The organism is Streptomyces sp. NPDC107654, assembly GCF_055639035.1.
In genome coordinates this window covers 89,196-110,208 of the sequence record NZ_JBVKBI010000007.1, presented here as the reverse complement: position 1 = coordinate 110,208, position 21,013 = coordinate 89,196, and the positions used below count along the sequence as shown (strand labels likewise).

General features: G+C 72.5%; 19 protein-coding genes and 1 tRNA gene. 8 read left to right on the top strand and 12 right to left on the bottom strand.

Translation table 11 applies throughout. The features are described from left to right. Positions 1-15 precede the first annotated feature (15 nt). The 7 genes from ACZ7N4_RS14995 (at position 16) to ACZ7N4_RS14965 (ending at position 5,679) form a co-directional block, all read left to right on the top strand. A complete protein-coding gene (locus ACZ7N4_RS14995; RefSeq protein WP_471358787.1) occupies positions 16-981 on the top strand; it encodes an ABC transporter ATP-binding protein in 966 nt (321 codons plus the stop codon). Beyond that, entirely contained in the window at positions 971-1,882 is a 912-nt protein-coding gene (locus ACZ7N4_RS14990; protein ID WP_471358244.1) for an ABC transporter permease, read from the top strand. Before ACZ7N4_RS14995 ends, ACZ7N4_RS14990 begins: the two co-directional genes overlap by 11 nt. Next, on the top strand, positions 1,879-2,790 hold the full coding sequence (locus tag ACZ7N4_RS14985) for an ABC transporter ATP-binding protein (protein WP_471358243.1): 912 nt from the start codon (positions 1,879-1,881) through the stop codon (positions 2,788-2,790). Before ACZ7N4_RS14990 ends, ACZ7N4_RS14985 begins: the two co-directional genes overlap by 4 nt. Positions 2,791-2,800: 10 nt before the next feature. Then, on the top strand, positions 2,801-3,520 hold the full coding sequence (locus ACZ7N4_RS14980; protein ID WP_471358241.1) for an ABC transporter permease subunit: 720 nt from the start codon (positions 2,801-2,803) through the stop codon (positions 3,518-3,520). Positions 3,521-3,532: 12 nt separating this feature from the next. Continuing rightward, a complete protein-coding gene (locus ACZ7N4_RS14975) occupies positions 3,533-3,715 on the top strand; it encodes a hypothetical protein (protein ID WP_471358784.1) in 183 nt (60 codons plus the stop codon). Positions 3,716-3,980: 265 nt separating this feature from the next. Continuing rightward, a tRNA-Ser gene (locus ACZ7N4_RS14970) sits at positions 3,981-4,067 on the top strand. Between the two features lie 277 nt (positions 4,068-4,344). Beyond that, positions 4,345-5,679 carry a delta-60 repeat domain-containing protein gene (locus ACZ7N4_RS14965; protein ID WP_471358238.1) on the top strand — a complete coding sequence of 445 codons (1,335 nt, stop codon included), beginning with the start codon at positions 4,345-4,347 and terminating at the stop codon, positions 5,677-5,679. Positions 5,680-5,746: 67 nt separating this feature from the next. Here the strand turns inward: ACZ7N4_RS14965 and ACZ7N4_RS14960 are convergent, their stop codons facing one another. The 9 genes from ACZ7N4_RS14960 to ACZ7N4_RS14920 all read right to left on the bottom strand — a co-directional run bounded on the left by ACZ7N4_RS14960 (position 5,747) and on the right by ACZ7N4_RS14920 (position 15,694). Further along, a complete protein-coding gene (locus ACZ7N4_RS14960) occupies positions 5,747-6,544 on the bottom strand; it encodes an HAD family hydrolase (RefSeq protein WP_471358236.1) in 798 nt (265 codons plus the stop codon). After that, the gene (gene serS, locus ACZ7N4_RS14955; protein ID WP_471358233.1) at positions 6,541-7,818 is read right to left on the bottom strand and encodes a serine--tRNA ligase; all 1,278 of its coding nucleotides are present in this window, start codon (positions 7,816-7,818) and stop codon (positions 6,541-6,543) included. The genes ACZ7N4_RS14960 and serS overlap by 4 nt, the downstream gene beginning before the upstream one ends. Positions 7,819-8,421: 603 nt before the next feature. Next, positions 8,422-9,354 carry a prephenate dehydratase gene (gene pheA / locus ACZ7N4_RS14950; RefSeq protein ID WP_471358231.1) on the bottom strand — a complete coding sequence of 311 codons (933 nt, stop codon included), beginning with the start codon at positions 9,352-9,354 and terminating at the stop codon, positions 8,422-8,424. Between the two features lie 96 nt (positions 9,355-9,450). Then, positions 9,451-10,731: an iron uptake transporter deferrochelatase/peroxidase subunit gene (gene efeB, locus ACZ7N4_RS14945; RefSeq protein WP_471358228.1), complete on the bottom strand. Its 1,281-nt coding sequence runs from the start codon at positions 10,729-10,731 to the stop codon at positions 9,451-9,453. 8 nt (positions 10,732-10,739) lie between these two features. Next, the gene (locus tag ACZ7N4_RS14940; protein WP_471358226.1) at positions 10,740-12,737 is read right to left on the bottom strand and encodes a copper resistance CopC/CopD family protein; all 1,998 of its coding nucleotides are present in this window, start codon (positions 12,735-12,737) and stop codon (positions 10,740-10,742) included. Positions 12,738-12,750: 13 nt separating this feature from the next. Next, positions 12,751-13,215: a copper chaperone PCu(A)C gene (locus ACZ7N4_RS14935; RefSeq protein WP_471358223.1), complete on the bottom strand. Its 465-nt coding sequence runs from the start codon at positions 13,213-13,215 to the stop codon at positions 12,751-12,753. Then, positions 13,212-13,868, bottom strand: coding sequence for an SCO family protein (locus ACZ7N4_RS14930; RefSeq protein WP_471358220.1), 657 nt, complete (start codon positions 13,866-13,868; stop codon positions 13,212-13,214). Before ACZ7N4_RS14930 ends, ACZ7N4_RS14935 begins: the two co-directional genes overlap by 4 nt. A 104-nt stretch (positions 13,869-13,972) precedes the next feature. Beyond that, entirely contained in the window at positions 13,973-14,692 is a 720-nt protein-coding gene (locus ACZ7N4_RS14925) for a YcnI family copper-binding membrane protein (protein ID WP_471358217.1), read from the bottom strand. Between the two features lie 132 nt (positions 14,693-14,824). Continuing rightward, on the bottom strand, positions 14,825-15,694 hold the full coding sequence (locus ACZ7N4_RS14920) for a hypothetical protein (protein ID WP_471358215.1): 870 nt from the start codon (positions 15,692-15,694) through the stop codon (positions 14,825-14,827). A 199-nt stretch (positions 15,695-15,893) separates the two neighbouring features. Here ACZ7N4_RS14920 and ACZ7N4_RS14915 point away from each other — a divergent pair, with 199 nt between their 5' ends. Next, positions 15,894-16,337, top strand: a complete 444-nt coding sequence (locus tag ACZ7N4_RS14915; protein ID WP_471358213.1) for an ATP-binding protein — start codon at positions 15,894-15,896, stop codon at positions 16,335-16,337. A gap of 19 nt (positions 16,338-16,356) precedes the next feature. Here the strand turns inward: ACZ7N4_RS14915 and pdxR are convergent, their stop codons facing one another. From pdxR to ACZ7N4_RS14900, 3 genes are all read right to left on the bottom strand, one after another. Further along, positions 16,357-17,727, bottom strand: coding sequence for a MocR-like pyridoxine biosynthesis transcription factor PdxR (pdxR, locus tag ACZ7N4_RS14910; protein ID WP_471358211.1), 1,371 nt, complete (start codon positions 17,725-17,727; stop codon positions 16,357-16,359). Between the two features lie 122 nt (positions 17,728-17,849). Beyond that, positions 17,850-19,334, bottom strand: a complete 1,485-nt coding sequence (locus ACZ7N4_RS14905) for an aminopeptidase P family protein (RefSeq protein ID WP_471358209.1) — start codon at positions 19,332-19,334, stop codon at positions 17,850-17,852. A gap of 192 nt (positions 19,335-19,526) precedes the next feature. Then, positions 19,527-20,915, bottom strand: a complete 1,389-nt coding sequence (locus ACZ7N4_RS14900; protein WP_471358207.1) for a PP2C family protein-serine/threonine phosphatase — start codon at positions 20,913-20,915, stop codon at positions 19,527-19,529. Positions 20,916-21,013 lie beyond the last annotated feature (98 nt).

Here is a 21,013-nt window from a genome sequence, read left to right as displayed (position 1 = left end):
TTCTAATGCGTGACTGTGATCGCGACCGAAAGCCTGAGCAAGCGGTTCCCCCGGGTGACCGCGCTCGACCGGCTGTCCGTGGACATCGGGCCCGGTGTGACCGGACTCGTCGGGGCCAACGGCGCCGGCAAGTCCACCCTGATCAAGATCCTGCTGGGGCTGTCCCCCGCCACGGAGGGCCGCGCCGAGGTGCTCGGCCTCGACGTCGCCACCAAGGGCGCCGCCATCCGCGAGCGCGTCGGGTACATGCCGGAGCACGACTGCCTGCCGCCGGACGTCTCGGCCACCGAGTTCGTCGTCCACATGGCGCGCATGTCCGGTCTGCCGCCCGCCGCCGCCCGCGAGCGCACCGCCGACACCCTGCGCCATGTCGGGCTGTACGAGGAGCGGTACCGCCCCATCGGGGGCTACTCGACCGGCATGAAACAGCGGGTCAAGCTCGCCCAGGCGCTGGTGCACGACCCCCAGCTGGTCTTCCTGGACGAGCCGACCAACGGCCTCGACCCGGTCGGCCGCGACGAGATGCTCGGCCTGATCCGCCGCATCCACACCGACTTCGGCATCTCCGTCCTGGTCACCTCGCACCTGCTGGGCGAGCTGGAGCGCACCTGCGACCACGTCGTCGTCGTCGACGGCGGCAAGCTCCTGCGCTCCAGCTCCACCACCGACTTCACCCAGACCACGACGACCCTCGCCATCGAGGTCACCGACAGCGACACCCACCCGGACGGCACCCGCGCGGTCCGCGACGCGCTCCACGCGCGCGGGGTCGACACGCACGCGGAGGCCGGCGGCCTGCCCGGCGCCGGACACATCCTGCTGCTGACCGCGACGGGCGAGGAGACCTACGACCTCGTCCGGGACGTGGTCGCCGACCTCGGCCTCGGCCTGGTGCGCATGGAACAGCGCCGGCACCACATCTCCGAGGTGTTCACCGGCAACGACGAACAGCGGAAGGAGGCCGTCGGCCATGGCGGTTGACCAGCCCACGCCGGCGATGGCCGGCGCCGACCAGTCCCGCATCCACGACATCGGCTACCGCGGCTACGACGGCCCCCGCCTGGGCCGCGCCTACGCCCGCCGCTCGCTGTACTCGCAGTCCCTGCGCGGCGCCTACGGCCTCGGCCGCTCGGCGAAGTCCAAGGTGCTGCCGATGCTGCTGTTCGCGGTGATGTGCGTGCCCGCCGCCATCATGGTGGCCGTCGCCGTCGCCACCAAGGCCCACGAACTGCCGGTGTCCTACACCCGGTACGCGATCATCATGCAGGCCGTGATCAGCCTGTACGTCGCCTCGCAGGCCCCCCAGGCGGTCTCCCGCGACCTGCGCTTCAAGACCGTACCGCTGTACTTCTCACGGCCCATCGAGACCGCCGACTACGTCCGCGCCAAGTTCGCGGCGCTCGCCTCGGCCCTGTTCGTCCTCACCGCCGCCCCGCTGCTCGTGATGTACGCGGGCGCGCTGCTGTCCAAGATGGGCTTCGCCCACCAGACCAAGGAATTCGCCCAGGGACTGGTCTCCGTGGCCCTGCTCTCGCTGCTCTTCGCCGGTATCGGGCTGGTCATCGCCGCGTTCACCCCGCGCCGCGGCTTCGGCATCGCCGCCGTGATCGCCGTCCTCACCATCTCCTACGGCGCGGTCTCCACCCTCCAGGCCATCGCCTTCACCCAGGACAGCACCGGCGCCATCCCGTGGATCGGCCTGTTCTCGCCGATCACGCTGATCGACGGCGTGCAGTCCGCGTTCCTCGGCGGCAGTTCGGCCTTCCCCGGCGGAGTCGGCCCGTCCGACGGCACGGGCATCGTCTACGTCCTGCTCGCCCTGGGCCTGATCGCGGCCTGCTACGGCCTCCTGAACCGCCGCTACAAGAAGGTGGGACTGTGACCACGCTGAGCATCGACCACGTCTCCCGCTGGTTCGGCAACGTGGTCGCCGTCAACGACATCACCATGAACGTCGGCCCCGGCGTCACCGGCCTGCTCGGCCCCAACGGCGCCGGGAAGTCCACCCTGATCAACATGATGGCCGGCTTCCTCGCCCCCTCCACCGGCACGGTCACCCTCGACGGACAGCCGGTGTGGCGCAACGAGTCCATCTACCGGCACATCGGCATCGTCCCCGAACGGGAGGCGATGTACGACTTCCTCACCGGCCGCGAGTTCGTCGTCGCCAACGCCGAACTGCACGGTCTCGGCGACAAGGCCGCCCAGCGCGCCCTCGCCACGGTCGAGATGGAGTACGCGCAGGACCGGAAGATCTCCACCTACTCCAAGGGCATGCGGCAGCGCGTGAAGATGGCGAGCGCCCTGGTCCACGACCCCTCGCTGCTCCTGCTCGACGAGCCGTTCAACGGCATGGACCCGCGCCAGCGCATGCAGTTGATGGACCTGCTGCGCCGGATGGGCGACGAGGGCCGCACGGTGCTGTTCTCCTCGCACATCCTGGAGGAGGTCGAGCAGCTCGCCCGGCACATCGAGGTCGTCGTCGCCGGACGGCACGCGGCCAGCGGCGACTTCCGCCGGATCCGCCGCCTGATGACCGACCGCCCGCACCGCTATCTGGTCCGCTCCAGCGACGACCGCACCCTCGCGGCGGCGCTGATCGCCGACCCGTCCACGGCCGGCATCGAAGTCGACCTGGCCGAGGGCGCGCTGCGCGTCCAGGCCGTCGACTTCGGCCGCTTCACCGCCCTGCTGCCGAAGGTCGCCAGGGACCACGGCATTCGACTGCTCACGGTCTCGCCGTCCGACGAGTCCCTCGAGTCCGTCTTCTCGTACCTGGTCGCGGCGTAGGAGGCCGAAGATGTACGACCCCACCGTCGCCCGGCTCACCTACCGGGCCCTGCTCGGCCGTCGCCGGGCCCTCATCCTCGGCGCGCTGCCGCTGCTGCTCATCGTGATCTCCGTGGCCGTCCGCGCCCTGACCGGAGCCGACGACCAGACCGCCTCGGACGTCCTCGGCGGCTTCGCGCTCGCCACCATGGTGCCGATCATCGGTGTCATCGCGGGCACCGGAGCGATCGGCCCGGAGATCGACGACGGCTCCGTCGTCTACCTGCTGTCCAAGCCGCTCAAACGGCCCACGATCATCTTCACCAAGCTGATCGTCGCCATCGCGGTCACCATGGTCTTCTCGGCGGTGCCGACGCTGATCGCGGGCCTGATCCTGAACGGCAACGGCCAGCAGATCGCCGTCGCCTACACGGTCGCCGCGCTGGTCTCCTCCATCGCCTACTCGGCGCTGTTCCTGCTGCTCGGCACGGTCTCCCGGCACGCGGTGGTCTTCGGGCTCGTGTACGCCCTGGTCTGGGAGGCGCTGTTCGGCTCTCTGGTGCCGGGGGCGCGGACGCTCAGCGTCCAGCAGTGGTCGCTGGCCGTCGCCCACAAGATGGCCGGCGGGGACCTGGTGACCTCCGAGGTGAGCCTGCCGACGGCCACCGTGCTGCTGGTCGCGGTCACCGTGCTGGCCGCCTGGTACGCCGGGCAGAAGCTGCGGTCGCTGACGCTCGCGGGCGAGGAGTGACGCGTCCCGGACCTGACGGGGACTTCACCTCGGTCCGGGCACACTGGGCACGGCGGAGGCAGGGCTGGTAGGCCGGAGATGGCTGACGGGATACCGCGGGCCGAGGAGCCCGAGCCGCAGCCCTGGCGCGCCGACGAACCGCCGGCCGGCTGGTTCTTCAGCAGGGCGCGGCGCCGCAGGTGGCGCCGCCGCTAGCGGTCGCCCGTCTGTTCGTTTTATTCGGTGGCGCCCAACTCCGGGGCGGGGCACAGTGGTTGTGCACCATCCGCCGGGATCGTCCCGGCGTCACCGACTGGGAGCGGAGGTGGGCGATGTCCATGCACGGCAGTACGCCCGGCTCCCGACAGGGCGGTCCGAGGCCGGCTCCGGAGTGATCCGCTACCCCTCCGTGGAGCCACGGGGACTGCCCGGGGCGGTCGCTTCGAGCACGCGATGTCGCTCTCGCGTGGACCGCCCACCCGGAGGATTGGCCGAGTGGTAAGGCACCGGTTTGCTAAACCGTGGTCGGGTCTGAAGGCCCGCGCACGTTCGATCCGTGCATCCTCCGCAAGACGTTGCCACCGGGACTTGGCAGGGCTGTCGTAGTCGTACGGCCCGCCTCGCTCACCGGTCGTGGTCGCGTGATCGCCTGGCCGCCGAATCCGGCAACCGGTGTGCACCGAGGCCGTCCGGGGCGAGCGGGCGACTGGGTCGGACCGAAGTATGAGCGTATTTGCCACTTGTGACTGCCCGGCCGGGGCATGTCGGGTGGCAGAGCACTCGTACGGCCGTATGGCCAGCGTGTCCTGATACGGGCAGTCGGGCCGCTCCTAGCATGTGCGGGCATGTTCTCCCTCCTCCCCGCCCGTCTCCACGCCTCCCTGCGCGGACGCCTCCGTCGCCTCCGGCGGCTGCCGGTCCGGGCCGGTGCCGCGGCCGCCACGGCGCTGGCGCTCCTGCTCGCCTCGCCCGGTCCCGCGCATGCCGCCTCCGGCGACCTCGATCCCTCCTTCGGCGGCAACGGAAGAGTGGTCAACCTCGACATCTCCGCCCCGGAGGACGGGCACGGCCTCGCCGTACAGGACGACGGCAAGCTGGTCGTGCTCGGAAGCTTCTACGGCGAGGGCACCGGCCCCGACTTCGCGATCGTGCGGTACGACCCCGACGGCACCCTGGACAGCGGCTTCGGGAACGGGGGCGTCGTCACCACCGACTTCGGGCAGGGCGAGGAGGTGTCCCGCGGTGTCGCCCTGCAAGCCGACGGGAAGATCGTCGTCGTGGGCACCTCGCAACGGCCCGGGTCCGAGGGCTGCTGCTGGTTCACGGTGGCCCGCTACCAGCCCGACGGTGCTCTGGACACCGGCTTCGGTGACGGCGGTCGTACGATCACCGACTTCGGCGACGACGGCGCCGCCGACGCCTACGCGGTCACCGTGCAGTCCGACGGCCGGATCGTCGCCGTCGGCCAGTCCGGCGGTGACATCGCGGTGGCCCGCTACGACTCCGACGGCAGCCCGGACCCCACCTTCAGCGGGGACGGCCGGCTGACCACGCACTTCTCGGGGGGTGACATCTCCATCGCCCAGGACGTGGCGCTGCAGTCCGACGGCAGGATCGTCGTCGCCGGCGGGGTCGGGCTCGGCAACCCGGGCTACCGGCCGAGCTTCGCACTGGCCCGGTACACCACGAACGGCAGCCTGGACCCCGGGTTCGACGGTGACGGCAAGCGGGTCGTCGGCTTCAGCGGAGAGGCCCAGGGATACGGGCTGGTGCTCGTGCCGGGCGGGGACATCGCGGTCGCCGGGTACGTCACTCCTCCCGGCGGCAGCAGCCGGTTCGCGCTGGCCCGGCTCGACTCCGACGGCTCCCTGGACACCGGGTTCGACGGCGACGGCAAGGTCACGACGGCGTTCGCGGGGAACGCGCGCGCCCATGACCTGGCACTCCAGTCCGACGGCAAGCTGGTCGCCGCCGGCAGCCGCGGGGGCGACTGGGCCCTGGCGCGCTACACCACCAACGGCACCCTGGACCCCGGGTTCGACGGTGACGGCAAGGTGGTCACCGACTTCACCCCCGGCGGGTCCGACCACGCGCGCGATGTCGCGGTGCAGTCCGACGGCAGGATCGTGGCCGCCGGGGACGCCGAGACGTACCTGGCGCTGGCCCGTTACCTGCCCTGAAGCGGAAGCCCACGGCAGGTGTTCGGCCGCGGCGGTCCGTCGCGGCAGGCCCGCACGCGGCGGCCCGCTAGCCGAGCAGCCGCTCCAGCACCACCGCGATCCCGTCCTCCTCGTGGGACGAGGTCACCTCGTCGGCCACGGCCTTCAGCTCCTCGTGGGCGTTGGCCATGGCCACTCCCCGGGCCGCCCAGGCGAACATCGGGATGTCGTTGGGCATGTCGCCGAAGGCGATCGTGTCGGCGGCCTTCAGACCCAGCCGGCGGGCGGCCAGGGACAGTCCCGTGGCCTTGGACAGGCCGAGGGGCAGCAGCTCCACGATGCCCGCGCCCGCCATGGCCACCGAGACGAACCCGCCGGCCGTCTGCCGGGCCGCCTCGGCCAGTTCGTCGTCGCCGAGCGTCGGATGCTGGATGTAGATCTTGTTCAACGGGGCCGACCAGAGGTCGGAGGCGTCCGTGAACGGGGTCGCGGGCAGCCTGCCGGTGACCGCGTAGCCCGGGCCCACCAGCACCTCGCCGTCGAGGCCGTCCCGGCTGGCCGCCAGGTACAGCGGGCCCACCTCGGCCTCGATCTTGGCCAGGGCCACGCCCGCGAGCTGCCGGTCCAGGGTGACGGAGGTCAGCAGGCGGTGCGAGCCGGCGTCGTAGACCTGGGCGCCCTGGCCGCAGACGGCGAGCCCGTCGTAGCCGAGGTCGTCCAGGATGTGCCGGGTCCAGGGGACCGCGCGGCCGGTGACGACGATGTGCGCGGCGCCCGCCGCGGTGGTCGCGGCGAGCGCGTCACGGGTGCGCTGCGAGATCGACTCGTCGGAGCGCAGCAGCGTTCCGTCGAGGTCGGTCGCGATGAGCCCGTAGGGAAAACTCACCGGGACACCGGCTCCAGGACCTCGCGGCCGCCCAGGTACGGGCGCAGCACCTCGGGGACCCGGACGGAGCCGTCGGCCTGCTGGTGGTTCTCCAGGATCGCCACGATCGTGCGCGGTACGGCGCACAGCGTGCCGTTGAGCGTGGCCAGCGGCTTGACCTGCTTGCCGTCGCGGACCCGGATGGACAGCCGGCGGGACTGGAACTCGGTGCAGTCCGAGGTCGAGGTCAGCTCGCGGTACTTGCCCTGGGTCGGGATCCACGCCTCGCAGTCGTACTTGCGGGCGGCCGAGGCGCCGAGGTCACCGGAGGCGACGTCGATGACGCGGAACGGCAGCTCCAGCGAGGTCAGCCACTGCTTCTCCCACTCCAGCAGGCGCTGGTGCTCGGCCTGGGAGTCCTCGGGGGCGACGTACGAGAACATCTCGACCTTGTCGAACTGGTGCACGCGGAAGATGCCCCGCGTGTCCTTGCCGTGCGAGCCGGCCTCGCGGCGGAAGCACGGGGAGAAGCCCGCGTACCGCAGCGGCAGCCGGTCGGCGTCGATGATCTCGTCCATGTGGTACGCCGCCAGCGGGACCTCGGAGGTGCCGACCAGGTACAGGTCGTCCTTGTCGAGGTGGTAGACGTCCTGGGAGGCCTGGCCGAGGAAGCCGGTGCCGGCCATGGACTGCGGGCGGACCAGGGCCGGGGTGAGCATCGGCGTGAAGCCGGCGGCGGTGGCCTGGGCGATCGCCGCGTTCACCAGGGCGAGCTCCAGCAGGGCGCCGACGCCGGTGAGGAAGTAGAAGCGGGAGCCGGAGACCTTGGCGCCGCGCTCGACGTCGATGGCGCCGAGCAGCTGGCCCAGCTCCAGGTGGTCCTTGGGCTCGAAGCCCTCGGCATCGAAGTCGCGGATGCTGCCGTGCGTCTCCAGCGTGACGAAGTCCTCCTCGCCGCCGACGGGCACGTCGGGGTGGACGAGGTTGCCGAGCCTGAGGAGGAGCTCCTGGGTCTCGGCGTCGGCCGCGTCGCGCTCGGCGTCGGCGGCCTTGACGTCGGCCTTCAGCTGCTCGGCGCGCTTGAGCAGCTCGGCCTTCTCGTCGGCGGTGGCCTTGGGGATCTGCTTGCCGAGCTGCTTCTGTTCGGCGCGGAGCTCGTCGAAGCGGACGCCGGAGGACCTGCGCCGCTCGTCGGCAGACAGGAGGGCGTCGACGAGCGCGACGTCCTCTCCACGGGCGCGCTGGGACGCGCGCACACGGTCGGGGTCCTCACGGAGCAGGCGAAGGTCAATCACGTGGCCAAGGCTACCGGTGCGGGGTCGCGGCTCACGAATCACTATTCCGGGGTGTTCTGATTCGCGGCTTACGGTCCGGTATGCGCTAATTGCCACCTGTGCTGATCATTAAGGGCGCAGGCGCGGCGGGAGTCACGGTGGACCCGGCGGCGGGCGTCAAGGGAAAAGTGTCTCACTCCCTGGGACGGAGCAGGCCCCGGGCGCCCGGTTGACCGGATTCCCTTGTGGAGAACGGGATTTGGCGGCTCGGTTGTCCACAGAAATCCACACTCTCCGAAGAGTTATCCACAGGCTGTGTGGATAGTCTGTGGACTTCGGAATTGATCACTCCGGAAAGCTCGAACGAGCTGAAGAATTCCCGGGTCAAACCCGATCGACACCCACGTTCGGGTGGAAAACGGTCGCCCCAAAAGATGAACCAAAGGAAACGGGTGGATGAAGGGCGACCCGGGGGCTGCTGGCCGCGACGGGAGGCTTCGGGCCGATTTGTCGACCCGATGACCCTGCCCTGTCGACTTGTCCCCAGGTCGAGAAGCGGACCTGTGGATAACTTCTGTGGATAACGTTCGTATGCAGGTATGACCGGTGCGCCGGAGTGTCCGGCTAGAAGCGGCCGTCCTGGCAGCGCGCCACCCAGTCCGCCGCCGCCATGAACTCCTCGTCCGAAGTCCCCGGCAGTATCGGACGGGCCTTGCCCGGTGCGATGTCCGCGCGCGGATAGGAGCCGAGGAAGCGCACCTGCAGACAGATCCGCCGCAGCCCCATCAGCGCCTCCGCCATCCGCCGGTCGGAGATGTGGCCCTCGGCGTCGATGCAGAAGCAGTAGTTGCCGATCCCGGCGCCGGTCGGCCGGGACTGCAGCAGCATGAGGTTGATGCCACGTGAGGCGAACTCGCCGAGCAGGTCGCGCAGGGCGCCGGGGTGGTCGTCGCGCTGCCACAGCACCACCGAGGTCTTGTCGGCGCCGGTGGGCGCGGCCGGGCGGGCGGGACGGCCGACCAGAACGAACCGGGTCTGGGCGTTCTCCGCGTCGTGGATCCCGGTCTCCAGCGGCTCCAGGCCGTACCGGGCGGCGGCGAACTCGCCCGCGAAGGCGGCGTCGTAGCGGCCCTCCTGGACGAGGCGGGCGGCGTCCGCGTTGGAGGCGGCCGACTCCCAGAGGGCGTCCGGGAGGTGGGCGCGCAGCCAGTTGCGCACCTGCGGCTGGGCCGCGGGGTGGGCGGAGACCGTCTTGATGTCCGCGAGCCGGGTGCCGGGGCGGACCAGCAGCGCGAAGGTGATCGACAGCAGCACCTCACGGTAGATCGTCAGCGGTTCACCGGCGACCAGTTCGTCCAGGGTGGTGGTGATGCCGCCCTCGACGGAGTTCTCGATCGGCACGAACGCGGCCTCGGCCTCGCCGGCCCGCACCGCGTCCAGCGCGGACTGCACCGACACGTACGGGATCAGCTCCCGAGTGGCCGCCTCCGGAAGCGTGCGCAGGGCGACCTCCGTGAAGGTGCCCTCCGGGCCGAGATAGGCATAGCTCGCTGGCATGCCCCTCACCCTAATGGCCGGGGGAAGGCCCGTCGCATGTGTCTCACGAACGCCACTCGACCGGGTGGTTTGAAGCCGGTTCACCCTTCGGCGGCTTCAGCCCTCCAACAGCCGCTGCCCCACGTACTCGCCCTCCGCCGCCCCGCCCGGGACGGCGAACAGACCGCTTGCCTCGTGCCGGATGTACCGGGACAGCGCGTCGCCCCGGTCGAGCTTGCGCTGCACCGGGACGAAGCCGCGCAGCGGGTCCGCCTGCCAGCAGACGAAGAGGAGACCGGCGTCCGGTGCGCCGTCCGCGTCGATGCCGTCGTGATAGGAGAAGGGCCGCCGCAGCATGGCCGCGCCGCCGTTCTGGTCGGGCCGGGTGATCCGGGCGTGCGCGTTCAGCGGGACGACGTAGTCGCCCCTGGAGTCCGCCTTCTCCAGGTCCATCGCGGTCGTCTCGTCACCACCGGACAGCGGCGCCCCGTCGGCCTTGCGGCGCCCGATGACCGCCTCCTGGGCCGGCAGTGACAGCTTCTCCCAGTCGTCCAGGAGCATGCGGATCCGGCGCACGACGGCGTACGAGCCGTTCGCCATCCAGGCGGGCTCCCCCGAGGCGGGCACGAAGATCCGCCGGTCGAAGTCGGCGTCGGCGGGCTTGGGGTTGCGGGTGCCGTCGATCTGCCCCATGAGGTTGCGGGCCGTCATGGGGTGGGCGGTGGCACCCGGGCTGCGGTTGAAGCCGTTCATCTGCCAGCGCACCCGCGCGGCCGCACCGGCGTCCTTCTGGATCGCGCGCAGGGCGTGGAAGGCGACCAGGGCGTCGTTCGCGCCGATCTGCACCCACAGGTCGCCGTCGCTGCGGGACTTGTCGAGCCGGTCGGAGGAGAAGTCCGGCAGGGGGTCGAGCGCGGCCGGCCGCTGCTTCTCCAGGCCGGTCCGGGTGAAGAAGCTGTGGCCGAAGCCGAAGGTGAGGGTCAGCGAGGACGGGCCCGCGTCCCGGGCCACACCGGTGTCGTCGTGCGGAGCCGCCTCGCCCGCCATCAGCCTCTCGGCCGTGGCCGACCAGCGGCGCAGCAGGGCCGCCGCCTCCTTGCGGCCCGCGCCCGCCGCCAGGTCGAAGGCGACGAGATGGCCGCGCGCCTGGAGGCCCTCGGTGATGCCGGGCTGATGTTTCCCGTGAAACATCGCCCGGTCGGAGCCCACCGAGGTCAGCGGGACGGCCCCCGCGGGCGCGGCCGCGTACCCCACGGCACCGCCGGCCGCGCCGAGCACGAGGCCGGTGGCGCCGGCGGTGCCGAGCAGGGCGCGCCGGGAGATGCCGCCCGGGCCGGAGACGGGCCGCGTCGCCGGGGCCTCGGGCGTGCGGGCCTGGGGGAGGGACTTCTCGGGCATGGTGGGGTTCAGCCGATCTGCGCGTTCTTGGAGACGGTCGCCTGGTCGATGTCGGAGGTGCGGACCGTGACGGCGATCCTCCAGTCGCCGGCCATGGGGATCTGCACGTCGTTCGCCGACCAGTGGCCGGTGGCGATGTGGTCGGGGTTCACGGGGAGCGGGCCGATCTTCTTCGCCTCCAGGGTGAAGGCGACCTTCACCTCGGGGACGTCGAAGGCCCGGCCGTTGGGCCGCTGGACGTAGACGTGCATCTCGTTGCCGCCCGCGCGCGCGGGGTCGAGGTCGATGCTGACGACGCCCTTGCCGTCGGTGCCGCCGGTGTCGAACGGCATGTCCAGGGTGAGTGCGCCGGAGGCCGACGAGGTGCCGGAGCCGGTCGACGCGGAGGTGGCCGCCTCGGCCTCCTGCTCGGTGCGGCCCGGCTCGGTCTGGGTCAGCGCCGTCGTCACGGCGAGCAGGACCAGGGCGACGCCGGCCTCGGCGAGGACCGAGCGGCGCAGACCGAAGCGGTGCGGGTCGGCGTCACGCAGCCGCTTCTCCCGGGCGGCGTCGACGGCCGCGCGCTGCCGGGCGAGCTGGGCGGCACGCCGGGTGTCACCCGAGCCGGAGCCGGAGCCGGAAGCGGCACCGGACGCGGAGCCGGAACCGGCGCCCTTGCTCTCGCCCTTGTCGTCACCGCTCGCCCTGGAGACGGTGACCTGCTCCTTGCGCGCCTGCGCCGGCTCCCGCCGGGCCTGTGTCTGGCCCTTCTGCCCCTTCGCGGGGCGGGCGACCGGGTCCGTGAGCCGGCCCGTCCAGCGCCGGGACACGCCCGCGATGCCGACCAGCACCACCACCAGCCCGATCTTGACCAGCAGCAGCTGCCCGTACCGGGTCTCGGTGAACGCCGACCAGGAGCCGAGCTGCCGCCAGGACTGGTAGACGCCGGTGGCGACGAGCGCGAGGACGGACCCGAAGGCCACCCGGGAGAAGCGCTGGACGGCGGCGGCCTCGACCGGGGTGTCGGCGGGCGCCCGGTACAGCGCGGTCAGCAGGGCGGCGAGACCGCCCAGCCAGGCGGCGACGGCCAGCAGGTGGACGACGTCGACCGGCATGGCGAGGCCCGGCTGGAGCCCGGTGGAGGCGTGCTCGGCCATGGCCCAGCTGGCCGCGAGCCCGGCCGCGACGACGACCCCGCCGACGGCGAGCCCGAAGGTCAGGTCGCGCTTGTCCTGGCCCTCCTCCCGCCGGGTGTAGGCGCCGAAGAGGACGGCGACGAACAGCGCGGCGGCGGCGAGCAGCAGCAGCCGGGAGACCAGGGCGGCACCGGTCTTGGTCTGGAGCACCTGGCCGAGCAGGTCGAGGTCGAAGACGTCGGCGAACTTCCCCGAGGTGGTGTACGCGCCGCGCAGGAGCAGCAGCCACAGGGTGGCCGCGGTCAGCGCGATCCAGCCGCCGACGACGAGCCGCTGCAGGGGCCGTACGCCCGCGCCGCGCCGCCAGCAGGCGAGCACGAAGGCCGCGCCGCCGGCGAGGACGAGGAAACCGGCGTACGACACGTACCGGCCGAAGGCGTAGAGCCCGCCCACGACTCCGCCGCCCGCGGCCGGGCCGGTGCCGGAGACGACCGTCCGCGAGGGCGCTCCGACGGAGAAGGTGTAGGCGCCGGCGACGGGGTGGCTGTCCGCCGAGACGACCTGGTAGGTGACCGTGTAGGTGCCCTTGGCCAGGCCGCTCTTGAGCTTCACGGCGTACGTCGTGCCGCTCACGTTGGCGGGGCTGCCCGTCTGGACCGGCTTGCCCCGGGGGTCGAGGACGCGCAGGGAGTCGTCGTTCATCGCCACCTTCTCGGAGAAGGTGAGCGACACCTGGGTGGGCGCCTTGTCGGCCACCACCCCCTGCGCGGGGTCGCTGCCGGTCAGTGCCGCGTGGGCGGAGGCCGGTCCGGCGCCCGCCAGCAGCGCGCCGGTGACGGCGAGGAACAGCAGCAGCAGGATCCGCAGGCGGGGGGTGGTGGTCCGGGTCACGGTGATCCCTCCCTCAGTGGCCGGTCGACGGGTTGTACGTGGTGGACTTCACCGGCATCTCGACGGTGAGCGGCCCGGACTTGGCGAATCCGAGCTTCACGGTGACCGTCTGGCCCCGCCTCGGCGCGTGCTTCAGCTTCTCGAACATCAGATGGTTGCCACCGCTGCGGAACACGAGCTTCCCGTGGGCCGGTATGGCGAAGGAGGACCGCTCCGTCATGGCGCCGCCCGTCGTGCTGTGCATGGTGACCTCGCCGGCGGCGTCACTGGTGACCGAGGTCAGCTCGTCCTCGGAGGCGCCCTTGTTGGTGATCGTGAGGAAGCCGGCGGCCATGTCGGCGGAGACGGGCTGGGGCATGTAGGACGCGCTGACGGACAGCTCGGCCCGCCCGGGCCCCGTACCGGAACCCGAGCAGCCCGTGAGGGCGAGGGCACCGGTGAGCGCGCCCGCGGTCAGGGCGGCGGTACGACGCCTCACGGGGTGGCTCCCTCGACGAGCTTGGGCAGGTCCTTGGTGTAGTCGTCGACCGAGGCGCTCTCGCCGTAGAGCACGTACCCGGCGTCGGTCTTCGGGGAGAAGGCGATGACCTGGGTGCCGTGCACCGAGACGAGCTTGCCGTTCTTGTCCTTGCTCGTCGGCTCCACGGAGATGCCGACGGACTTGGCGCCCGCCTGGATCTTGGCGAAGTCGCCGGTCAGGCCGATGAACTGGGGGTCGATGCCCTTGAGCCACCTGCCCATCTCGGCGGGGGTGTCCCGGCCGGGGTCGGTGGTGACGAACACGACCCGGAGGTCGTTCTGCGCGGCCTTGGGCAGCGCCTTCTTGGCGACGGCGATGTTGCTCATGGTGGTCGGGCAGACGTCGGGGCAGTGGGTGTAGCCGAAGTAGACGAGGGTCGGGTGGCCCTTGGTCTCCTTGCGGAGGTCGTACGTCCGGCCGTGGGTGTCGGTGAGGACCAGGTCCGGCTTGTCGAACGGCCGGTCGAGGACGGTGGCGGCCCTGCCCGCGCCGGATCCTCCCTCCACCACGGCGACCGACGAGCCGGCGTCGTCGTCCCCGGAGCCGCAGGCGGAGAGGGTCAGGGTGGCGGCGGCGAGCAGGACGGCCGCCGTGAACGTCTTCTTGCGCATAGAGAAATGTCCCAGATGTATGAACTCCGGCGCGCACCGGGGTCGTGCGGGCGTCACGACGACGGCCCCGCACGACGCCCGGTACGCGCGGCGGAACGAGGGGCTCAGGCGGTGGTCCGGCGGCGGCTCGCGACGACGCCGTAGCCCACGCCGGCGACACCGATGACGATGCCCACCACGCCGAGCACGCGGGCGGTGGTGTCACTGCCGCTGCCGGAGTCGGCGGCGGCCGTCTTCTCGGTCTTGTCGGCCGTCTTCTCGGCGGCTGCCGAGCCGTGGTGGTCGTCGGTGGCGGCGGACAGCTCCAGGACGGGGGCCGGGTTCTCCGGTTCGTCCTGGCCCTCCTGCGGCACCTCGATCCAGCGCACGACCTCCTTGTTGGAGTACGTCTGGACCGCCTTGAAGACCAGTTCGTCGGTGTTCTCGGGCAGGGCGCCCAGGGAGACCGGGAACTTCTGGAAGTAGCCGGGCTCGATGCCCTTGCCGTCGGCGGTCCAGGTGACCTTGGTGACGGCCTCGTCGATCTTCTCGCCGTGCATGGTGAGCGGCTTGTCCAGCTTGGCCTTGGTGACCTCGACCTTCCAGCCGGGGAGCGCCTCCGGCATCACGGAGGCGATCGGGTGGTCGGCCGGGAGGTTGACCTCGACCTTGGTGGTCGAGGCGTTGTCGCGCTCGTTCGGGACCTTGAAGTCCACGACCGCGTAACCGCCCTTGGCCGCCGTGCCCTCCGGCTGCACGGAGACGTGCGCGAAGGCGGGGGCGGACAGCGTGAGGACGGCCGTACCCGCGACGGCAGCGGCGGCGGCGATACGAGAAGCCTTCATGGAAGCAGACACTCCACTCTGAGTCAGGTCCGGGTGGTTCCGGTGGTGAAGAGGAATACGCGCACGCGCGCGTGCCGCTCGACGGCGGCGCACCGGAATCCCTGTTCGTGAAGAAGTGGAGCGGTGACCGCGTCAGGCGGCGAGGAGGAAGCCGGCGGCGGGCGGGCCGCGGCGGATCACCGTGTGCTGGAGTACGGCGGTGTGCGGGGCCGGTGCCTCGTCGCGGTCGTCGCGCGGGCCGCGGGGGCCGGGCCCGGTGGCGGGCGGCAGCCCGGAGCACAGGGCGCGCGTCAGCGCGAGCGCGGCGCGCAGGGACCGTACGAGCGCCCCCTCCGCGACTCCATGCGCCGACAGGGCGATCAGCCGCAGCACGGCCAGGTCCCCGCGGCGCAGCAGCCAGCCCACGGCGAGGGCCGCGAGCAGATGGCCGAGCAGCATCGGCAGCGACGGCAGCAGGCCGGCCGAGGCGCCGGTCGCGTCGTGCGCGTGCTCCATGGTGCCGAGGGCGGCCGTGGGCCGTCCGGCGCGGTCGATGAGACGCGCGTCGAGCAGCAGCCGGAAGGCATGCCCGGGGGTGAGTGACGCCGGGGCCGACCCGCACACCAGCCGGGCGGCCTGCTCGACCAGCGCGCTGTCGCTCAGCATCCCGCCGGTCGTCGCGCCGCCCGTCGGACCGCCGGCCGTCATCGACGCCGCCGGCATCCCGCCGGAGGTCACGGCGGTCCCGTGCTGGCCCAGCCCGAACAGCGTGTGCAGCACGGTCTGGCCGAGGGCGAGGAGCGCGGCGATGCCCGGCAGCGAGCGGGCCCGCCCGGCGAGCGGTGCCACGAGCAGCAGCGAGCCGAGGAAGCCCGCGCAGAGCGTCCACAGTGGCACGCTCGCGCAGGAGGCCAGGGTGTGCCCGCACGCGGCCAGCGCGACGCAGACCGCGGCGAACACCGCGGCCCGCAGAATCCGGAGCCCGGCTCCGGGACGCGCCGTGCGCGGGTGGGGGGCAGTCATGGCCGCCTCATCATCGCACTGCCCGCACCGGCGGCGTACGCCAGGTCGTCCGATCCGGCCGCGATGCGCGTCCCTCATACACCGATTCCTCCCGGCGCACATCGGCCGTATGGGCTCGGTCACGGCGACGGAGTGCTTACGGAAACCTACGGGCGGCAATACGTAACGGTATGTCGAGCCGCGGCCAGGAGGCTGGAGCATGAGCATCTGGTGGTCACTCCATCTGCGGCGCGAGGCCGCCAGCGTGCCGCTCGCCCGGCGGCTGCTGATCGGCACGATGGAGACGGCGGGCGTCGACCCCGAGATCTCCTACGACCTGTCCGTCGCCCTGAGCGAGGCGTGCGCGAACGCCGTCGAGCACGGCGGGGACGCCGCGCGCGGCGCCTCGGAGGCGTACCGGGTCACCGCGTACCTCGACGGCGAGAAGTGCCGCATCGAGGTGGCCGACTCCGGTCCCGGTCTCACCCGCCCCCTCGACCCCCGGCCGGCCCGCCCGGACGCCGAGCACGGCCGCGGCCTCTGTCTGATCCGCGAACTCGCCGACCACGTCCACATCGGTGCCAAGCCCGGCCGGAGCGGCACGGTGGTCAGCTTCGACAAGATCCTCAAGTGGAAGAAGGATCCTTCGCTGCTCACGGCGTGACGAGCACGGGCGCGAGGGCTCAGCGGGGCGGCCCCAGCACCTTCGCCAGTGCCTCCAGGGCCTCCGGGTACGCCCGCTCCCGGGGGGTGCCGTAGCCGACGACCAGGCCCTGCGGCCGGCCGGCGCGCGGGCTGTGCCAGTGCTCGCCGAGGGTGCCCAGCGCCAGGCCCTCCGCCTCCGCCCGGGCCAGCACCTCGGCCTCGTCCGGAACCTCGATCAGCGCGTGCAGCCCCGCCGCGATCCCGCGCACGCTCCTGCGCGCCCCCAGCCGGTCCAGCAGCTGGTCCCGGCGCCGCCGGTAACGCAGTCGGCACGCGCGCACGTGGCGGTCGTAGGCGTGGCTGTCGATCAGCTCGGCGAGGGCGAGCTGGCCGATGGTCTCGGTGTGGTGGTCGCTGTGCAGCTTGACCTCGGTGACCGCGTCGACCAGGTGCGGGGGCAGCACCATCCAGCCGAGGCGCAGCGCGGGGCCGAGCGTCTTGGAGGCGGTGCCGAGATAGACGACCTGTCCGGGCGCCATGCCCTGCACCGCGCCCACCGGCTGCCGGTCGTAGCGGAACTCGCCGTCGTAGTCGTCCTCGACGATGAGCCCGCCCCGCGCGCGGGCCCAGTCGGTGAGCGCCCGGCGCCGCTCGGGGTGGAGGGTCACCCCGGTCGGGTACTGGTGGGCCGGCGTGACCACCACGGCCGCCGCGTCACCCAGCTCCTCCGGGCGCACCCCGCGCGTGTCGACCGGGACCGGCAGGACCGTTCCGCCGTTGTGCCGCACCACGTCCCGGTGGAACGGCAGCCCCGGGTCCTCCATGGCGACGGCGGCACCGCCCAGGACACGCGTGAGCAGCGCGAGGCCCTGGACGTACCCGGAGGTGACGACGATCCGCTCCGGCGGCGCGAGCACTCCGCGCGCCCGGCCCAGATAACCGGAGAGCGCGGTGCGCAGCTCGATCCGGCCGCGCGGGTCGCCGTAGTCGTACGCCAGCGAGGGGGCCGTCGCTATGGCGCGGCGCAGCGCGCGCAGCCAGGCCGCCGCCGGGAACGCGCCGACATCCGGGCTGCCCGGGCGCAGGTCGTGGCGGGGGGCACGCGCGCGTGCGTGCGCCTGCGGCGCCTCGGCGTCCACGACGGGCAGCTCGGCGACCCGGGTACCGGAACCCTGCCGGGCCGTCAGGTACCCCTCGGCCACCAGCTGGTCGTACGCCGCCTTGGCGGTGCCGCGCGAGATGCCCAGGCCGGCCGCGAGCCGCCGGGTGGCGGGGAGCCGGGTACCGGGCGCGAGCCGCCCCTCGCGTACGGCGTCCCTCAGCGCCCGTTCGAGCCCGACCCGGCGTCCGTCGGCCGAGTCGGGTTCGAGTTGCAGGTCCACACCGCATGCGGCCCAGAAGTCGTCCACGTGTCCACCCCCGTGAGTGCAGCGCCCCGTAAGGGGCGCGGGGACCTGCGCGACCAGCCACGGCTCCACCCGCAGACGAAATGGCCGGGCACCTCCCCGGTACCCGGCCATTCAAACGCAGATCAGCCCTTCAGCGAGGCCATCCAGGATTCGACCTCGTCCGACCGCCGAGGCAGCGCAGCGCTCAGGTTCCGGTTGCCGTCCTCCGTCACGAGGATGTCGTCCTCGATCCGGACGCCGATGCCCCGGTACTCCTCCGGCACGGTCAGGTCGTCGGCCTGGAAGTACAGCCCGGGCTCGACGGTGAGGACCATGCCCGGCTCCAGCGTGCCGTCCACGTACGTCTCGGTCCGCGCGGCAGCGCAGTCGTGGACGTCCATGCCGAGCATGTGCCCGGTGCCGTGCAGGGTCCAGCGGCGCTGGAGGCCCAGCTCCAGAACGCGCTCGACCGGGCCCTCGACCAGGCCCCACTCGACGAGCCGCTCGGCCAGCACGCGCTGCGCGGCGTCGTGGAAGTCGCGGTACTTGGCGCCCGGCCGCACGGCCGCGATACCGGCCTCCTGGGCCTCGTACACGGCGTCGTAGATCTTCTTCTGGATCTCGCTGTACCTGCCGTCGACCGGCAGCGTGCGCGTGACGTCGGCGGTGTACAGGGTGTGCGTCTCCACGCCCGCGTCCAGCAGGAGCAGGTCGCCGGAGCGGACCGGACCGTCGTTGCGGACCCAGTGCAGGGTGCAGGCGTGCGGGCCGGCCGCGCAGATGGAGCCGTAGCCGACGTCGTTGCCCTCCACGCGCGCGCGGAGGAAGAACGTGCCCTCGATGTAGCGCTCGGACGTGGCCTCGGCCTTGTCGAGGACCTTCACGACGTCCTCGAAGCCGCGCACGGTGGAGTCGACGGCCTTCTGCAGCTCGCCGATCTCGAACTCGTCCTTGACCAGACGCATCTCGGAGAGGAAGACCCGCAGCTCCTCGTCGCGCTCGGCGGTGACCTTGTCGGTCAGGGCGGCCTCGATGCCGGCGTCGTGGCCGCGCACCACGCGGACCGGGCCGGTGGCCTCGCGGAGCTGGTCGGCCAGCTCGCGCACGTCGGCGGCCGGGATGCCGTAGAGCGCCTCGGACTCGGTGAGGGAGTGCCGGCGGCCGACCCACAGCTCGCCCTGGCCGGAGAGCCAGAACTCGCCGTTCTCACGGTCCGAGCGCGGCAGGAGGTAGATCGTCGCCTCGTGGGCGTCGCCCTTGGGCTCCAGGACCAGGACGCCGTCCTCGGTCTGGTTGCCGGTGAGGTACGCGTACTCGACGGAGGCGCGGAAGGGGTACTCGGTGTCGTTCGAGCGGGTCTTCAGGTTGCCCGCCGGGATCACCAGGCGCTCGCCGGGGAAGCGGGCGGAGAGCGCGGCACGGCGGCGCGCGGTGTGCCCGGCCTGCTCGACCGGCTCCAGGTCACGCAGCTCCGTGTCGGCCCAGCCGGACTTCATGTTCTCGGCCAGCTCGTCGGAGACGCCCGGGTACAGGCCGTTCTTCCGCTGCTTGACGGTCTCCTCGGCCTCGGTCTCCGGGCCCTCCGCGGTAGCGGAGTCGGGTACAGCCGGGTTGAGCTCGTCGGACACGTGATCCTCCTCGATACGCCATTGATCTCCCCCGGGGCCCGCGACGCTCCTGCTTGTGGCCGAGCGGGGACCTCCATCATCGTACGGTCGTACCGGGTCCGGGCGGGGGCGGATGACCTGTTATGCCCGGTCATGCCAGCCGCCGGAGCGCGGCGCTCGGTGGGAGCGCGGTGCTCGGCCGAAGCGTGGCGCTCAGTCGAAGCGGGCCGCGAGCAGGACCACGTCCTCCTCGCTGTCGGCGGCGTCCAGGCCGTCCGGCAGGACCGCGCGCAGGACGTGGTCGGCGACGGCTCCAGGATCGTGCCGCACCGCGCGCGGGAGGCCCGCCGCGGCGGCGTGCAGCCGGGCGAAGGCCCGGTCCATCGGGTCGCCGGTACGGTGCAGCAGTCCGTCGGTGTAGAGCAGGACCGTCTCCCCGGCCGCCGCCTGGATCTCCACGCTGGGCGCCTCCCAGCAGGCGAGCATGCCGAGCGGGGCGGAGACGGAGGTCTCGGCGAACTCGGTGCGCCGCTCCCCGGTCAGCAGAGGCGGGCTGTGCCCGGCCCCGGCCAGGGTGATCTTGCGCAGGGCGGGCTCGCAGTAGGCGAACAGGGCGGTGGCGGAGCGTGCGGGCTCGGTCAGCCGCAGCAGCAGCTCCAGGTCGGACAGGACGGCGACCGGGTCCTCGCCCTCCATCACGGCGTAGGCGCGCAGGGAGGCCCGCAGCCGGCCCATGGCGGCCACCGCGCTGGGCCCGGAGCCGGTGACCGAGCCGACGGACAGGCCCAGCGCGGCCTCCGGCAGCGGCAGGGCGTCGTACCAGTCGCCGCCGCCGCGCGGACCGGTGCGGTGCCGGGCGGCGAGCTGGACGCCGGCCACCCGGGGCAGCCGGGAGGGCAGCAGCTCCCTGGTGAGCGTCGCCACGCACGCGCGCGTGCGTTCCACCTCCAGCAGCCGGGCGAGGTGTTCGGTGGCGTTCCGGACGTAGAGCCCGACGAGGTGGCGCCGGCGTTCGTCCGGCTCGGCCGGTTCGTCGTAGAGCCACACGGCGGCGCCGAGGCGGCCGGCGGTCTCGGTGGCCAGCGGGAGGGCGTAGCTGGCGGCGTAGCCGAGGCGGGCGGCGACCTCACGGTGGCGCGGGTCCAGGCCGTCCTCGGCGAACAGGTCGGGGTGGGCGATCTCGGCGGCGGCGCCGGTGTCGTACGGCAGGGCACCGGGCGGCACGGTCTCGATGTGGCCGAGGTCGGCGCGGCCGAGGCCGAGGCCGAGCGTGGTGCGGGGGCCGAGGCCGTCGGCGGGCTCCAGGACGACCAGGCCGCGGCGGGCGCCGACCAGGGTGGCTCCGGCGCGCAGCAGTTCGTGCAGGGCGTGGTCGAGGGCGTGGGTGCGGGAGAGGCGCTCGGTGAGTTCGTGGAGGGTCGTCAGATCGGAGACCCAGCCGGCCAGCCGGTCCTGGAGGACGGCGCCGGGGGCGGGGGCGGGGGCGTGGGGGGCGGGGACGGCGGGGGCGCCGGAGGCGGGCGGGGCGGGTGCGACAGTGTGGGCGGGAGTGGGAACCGTGGGATCGATTCCGGCCACTTTCGGAGGATGCGGGGCGTTCATGGCGCCCGGCCTTCAGACCGGTGCGTATTGCTCAAAAGCATCGCGAACCCCCATGTCATTCTGCGCCGCTAGCAGTGTCTCCACATGTACACGCACTC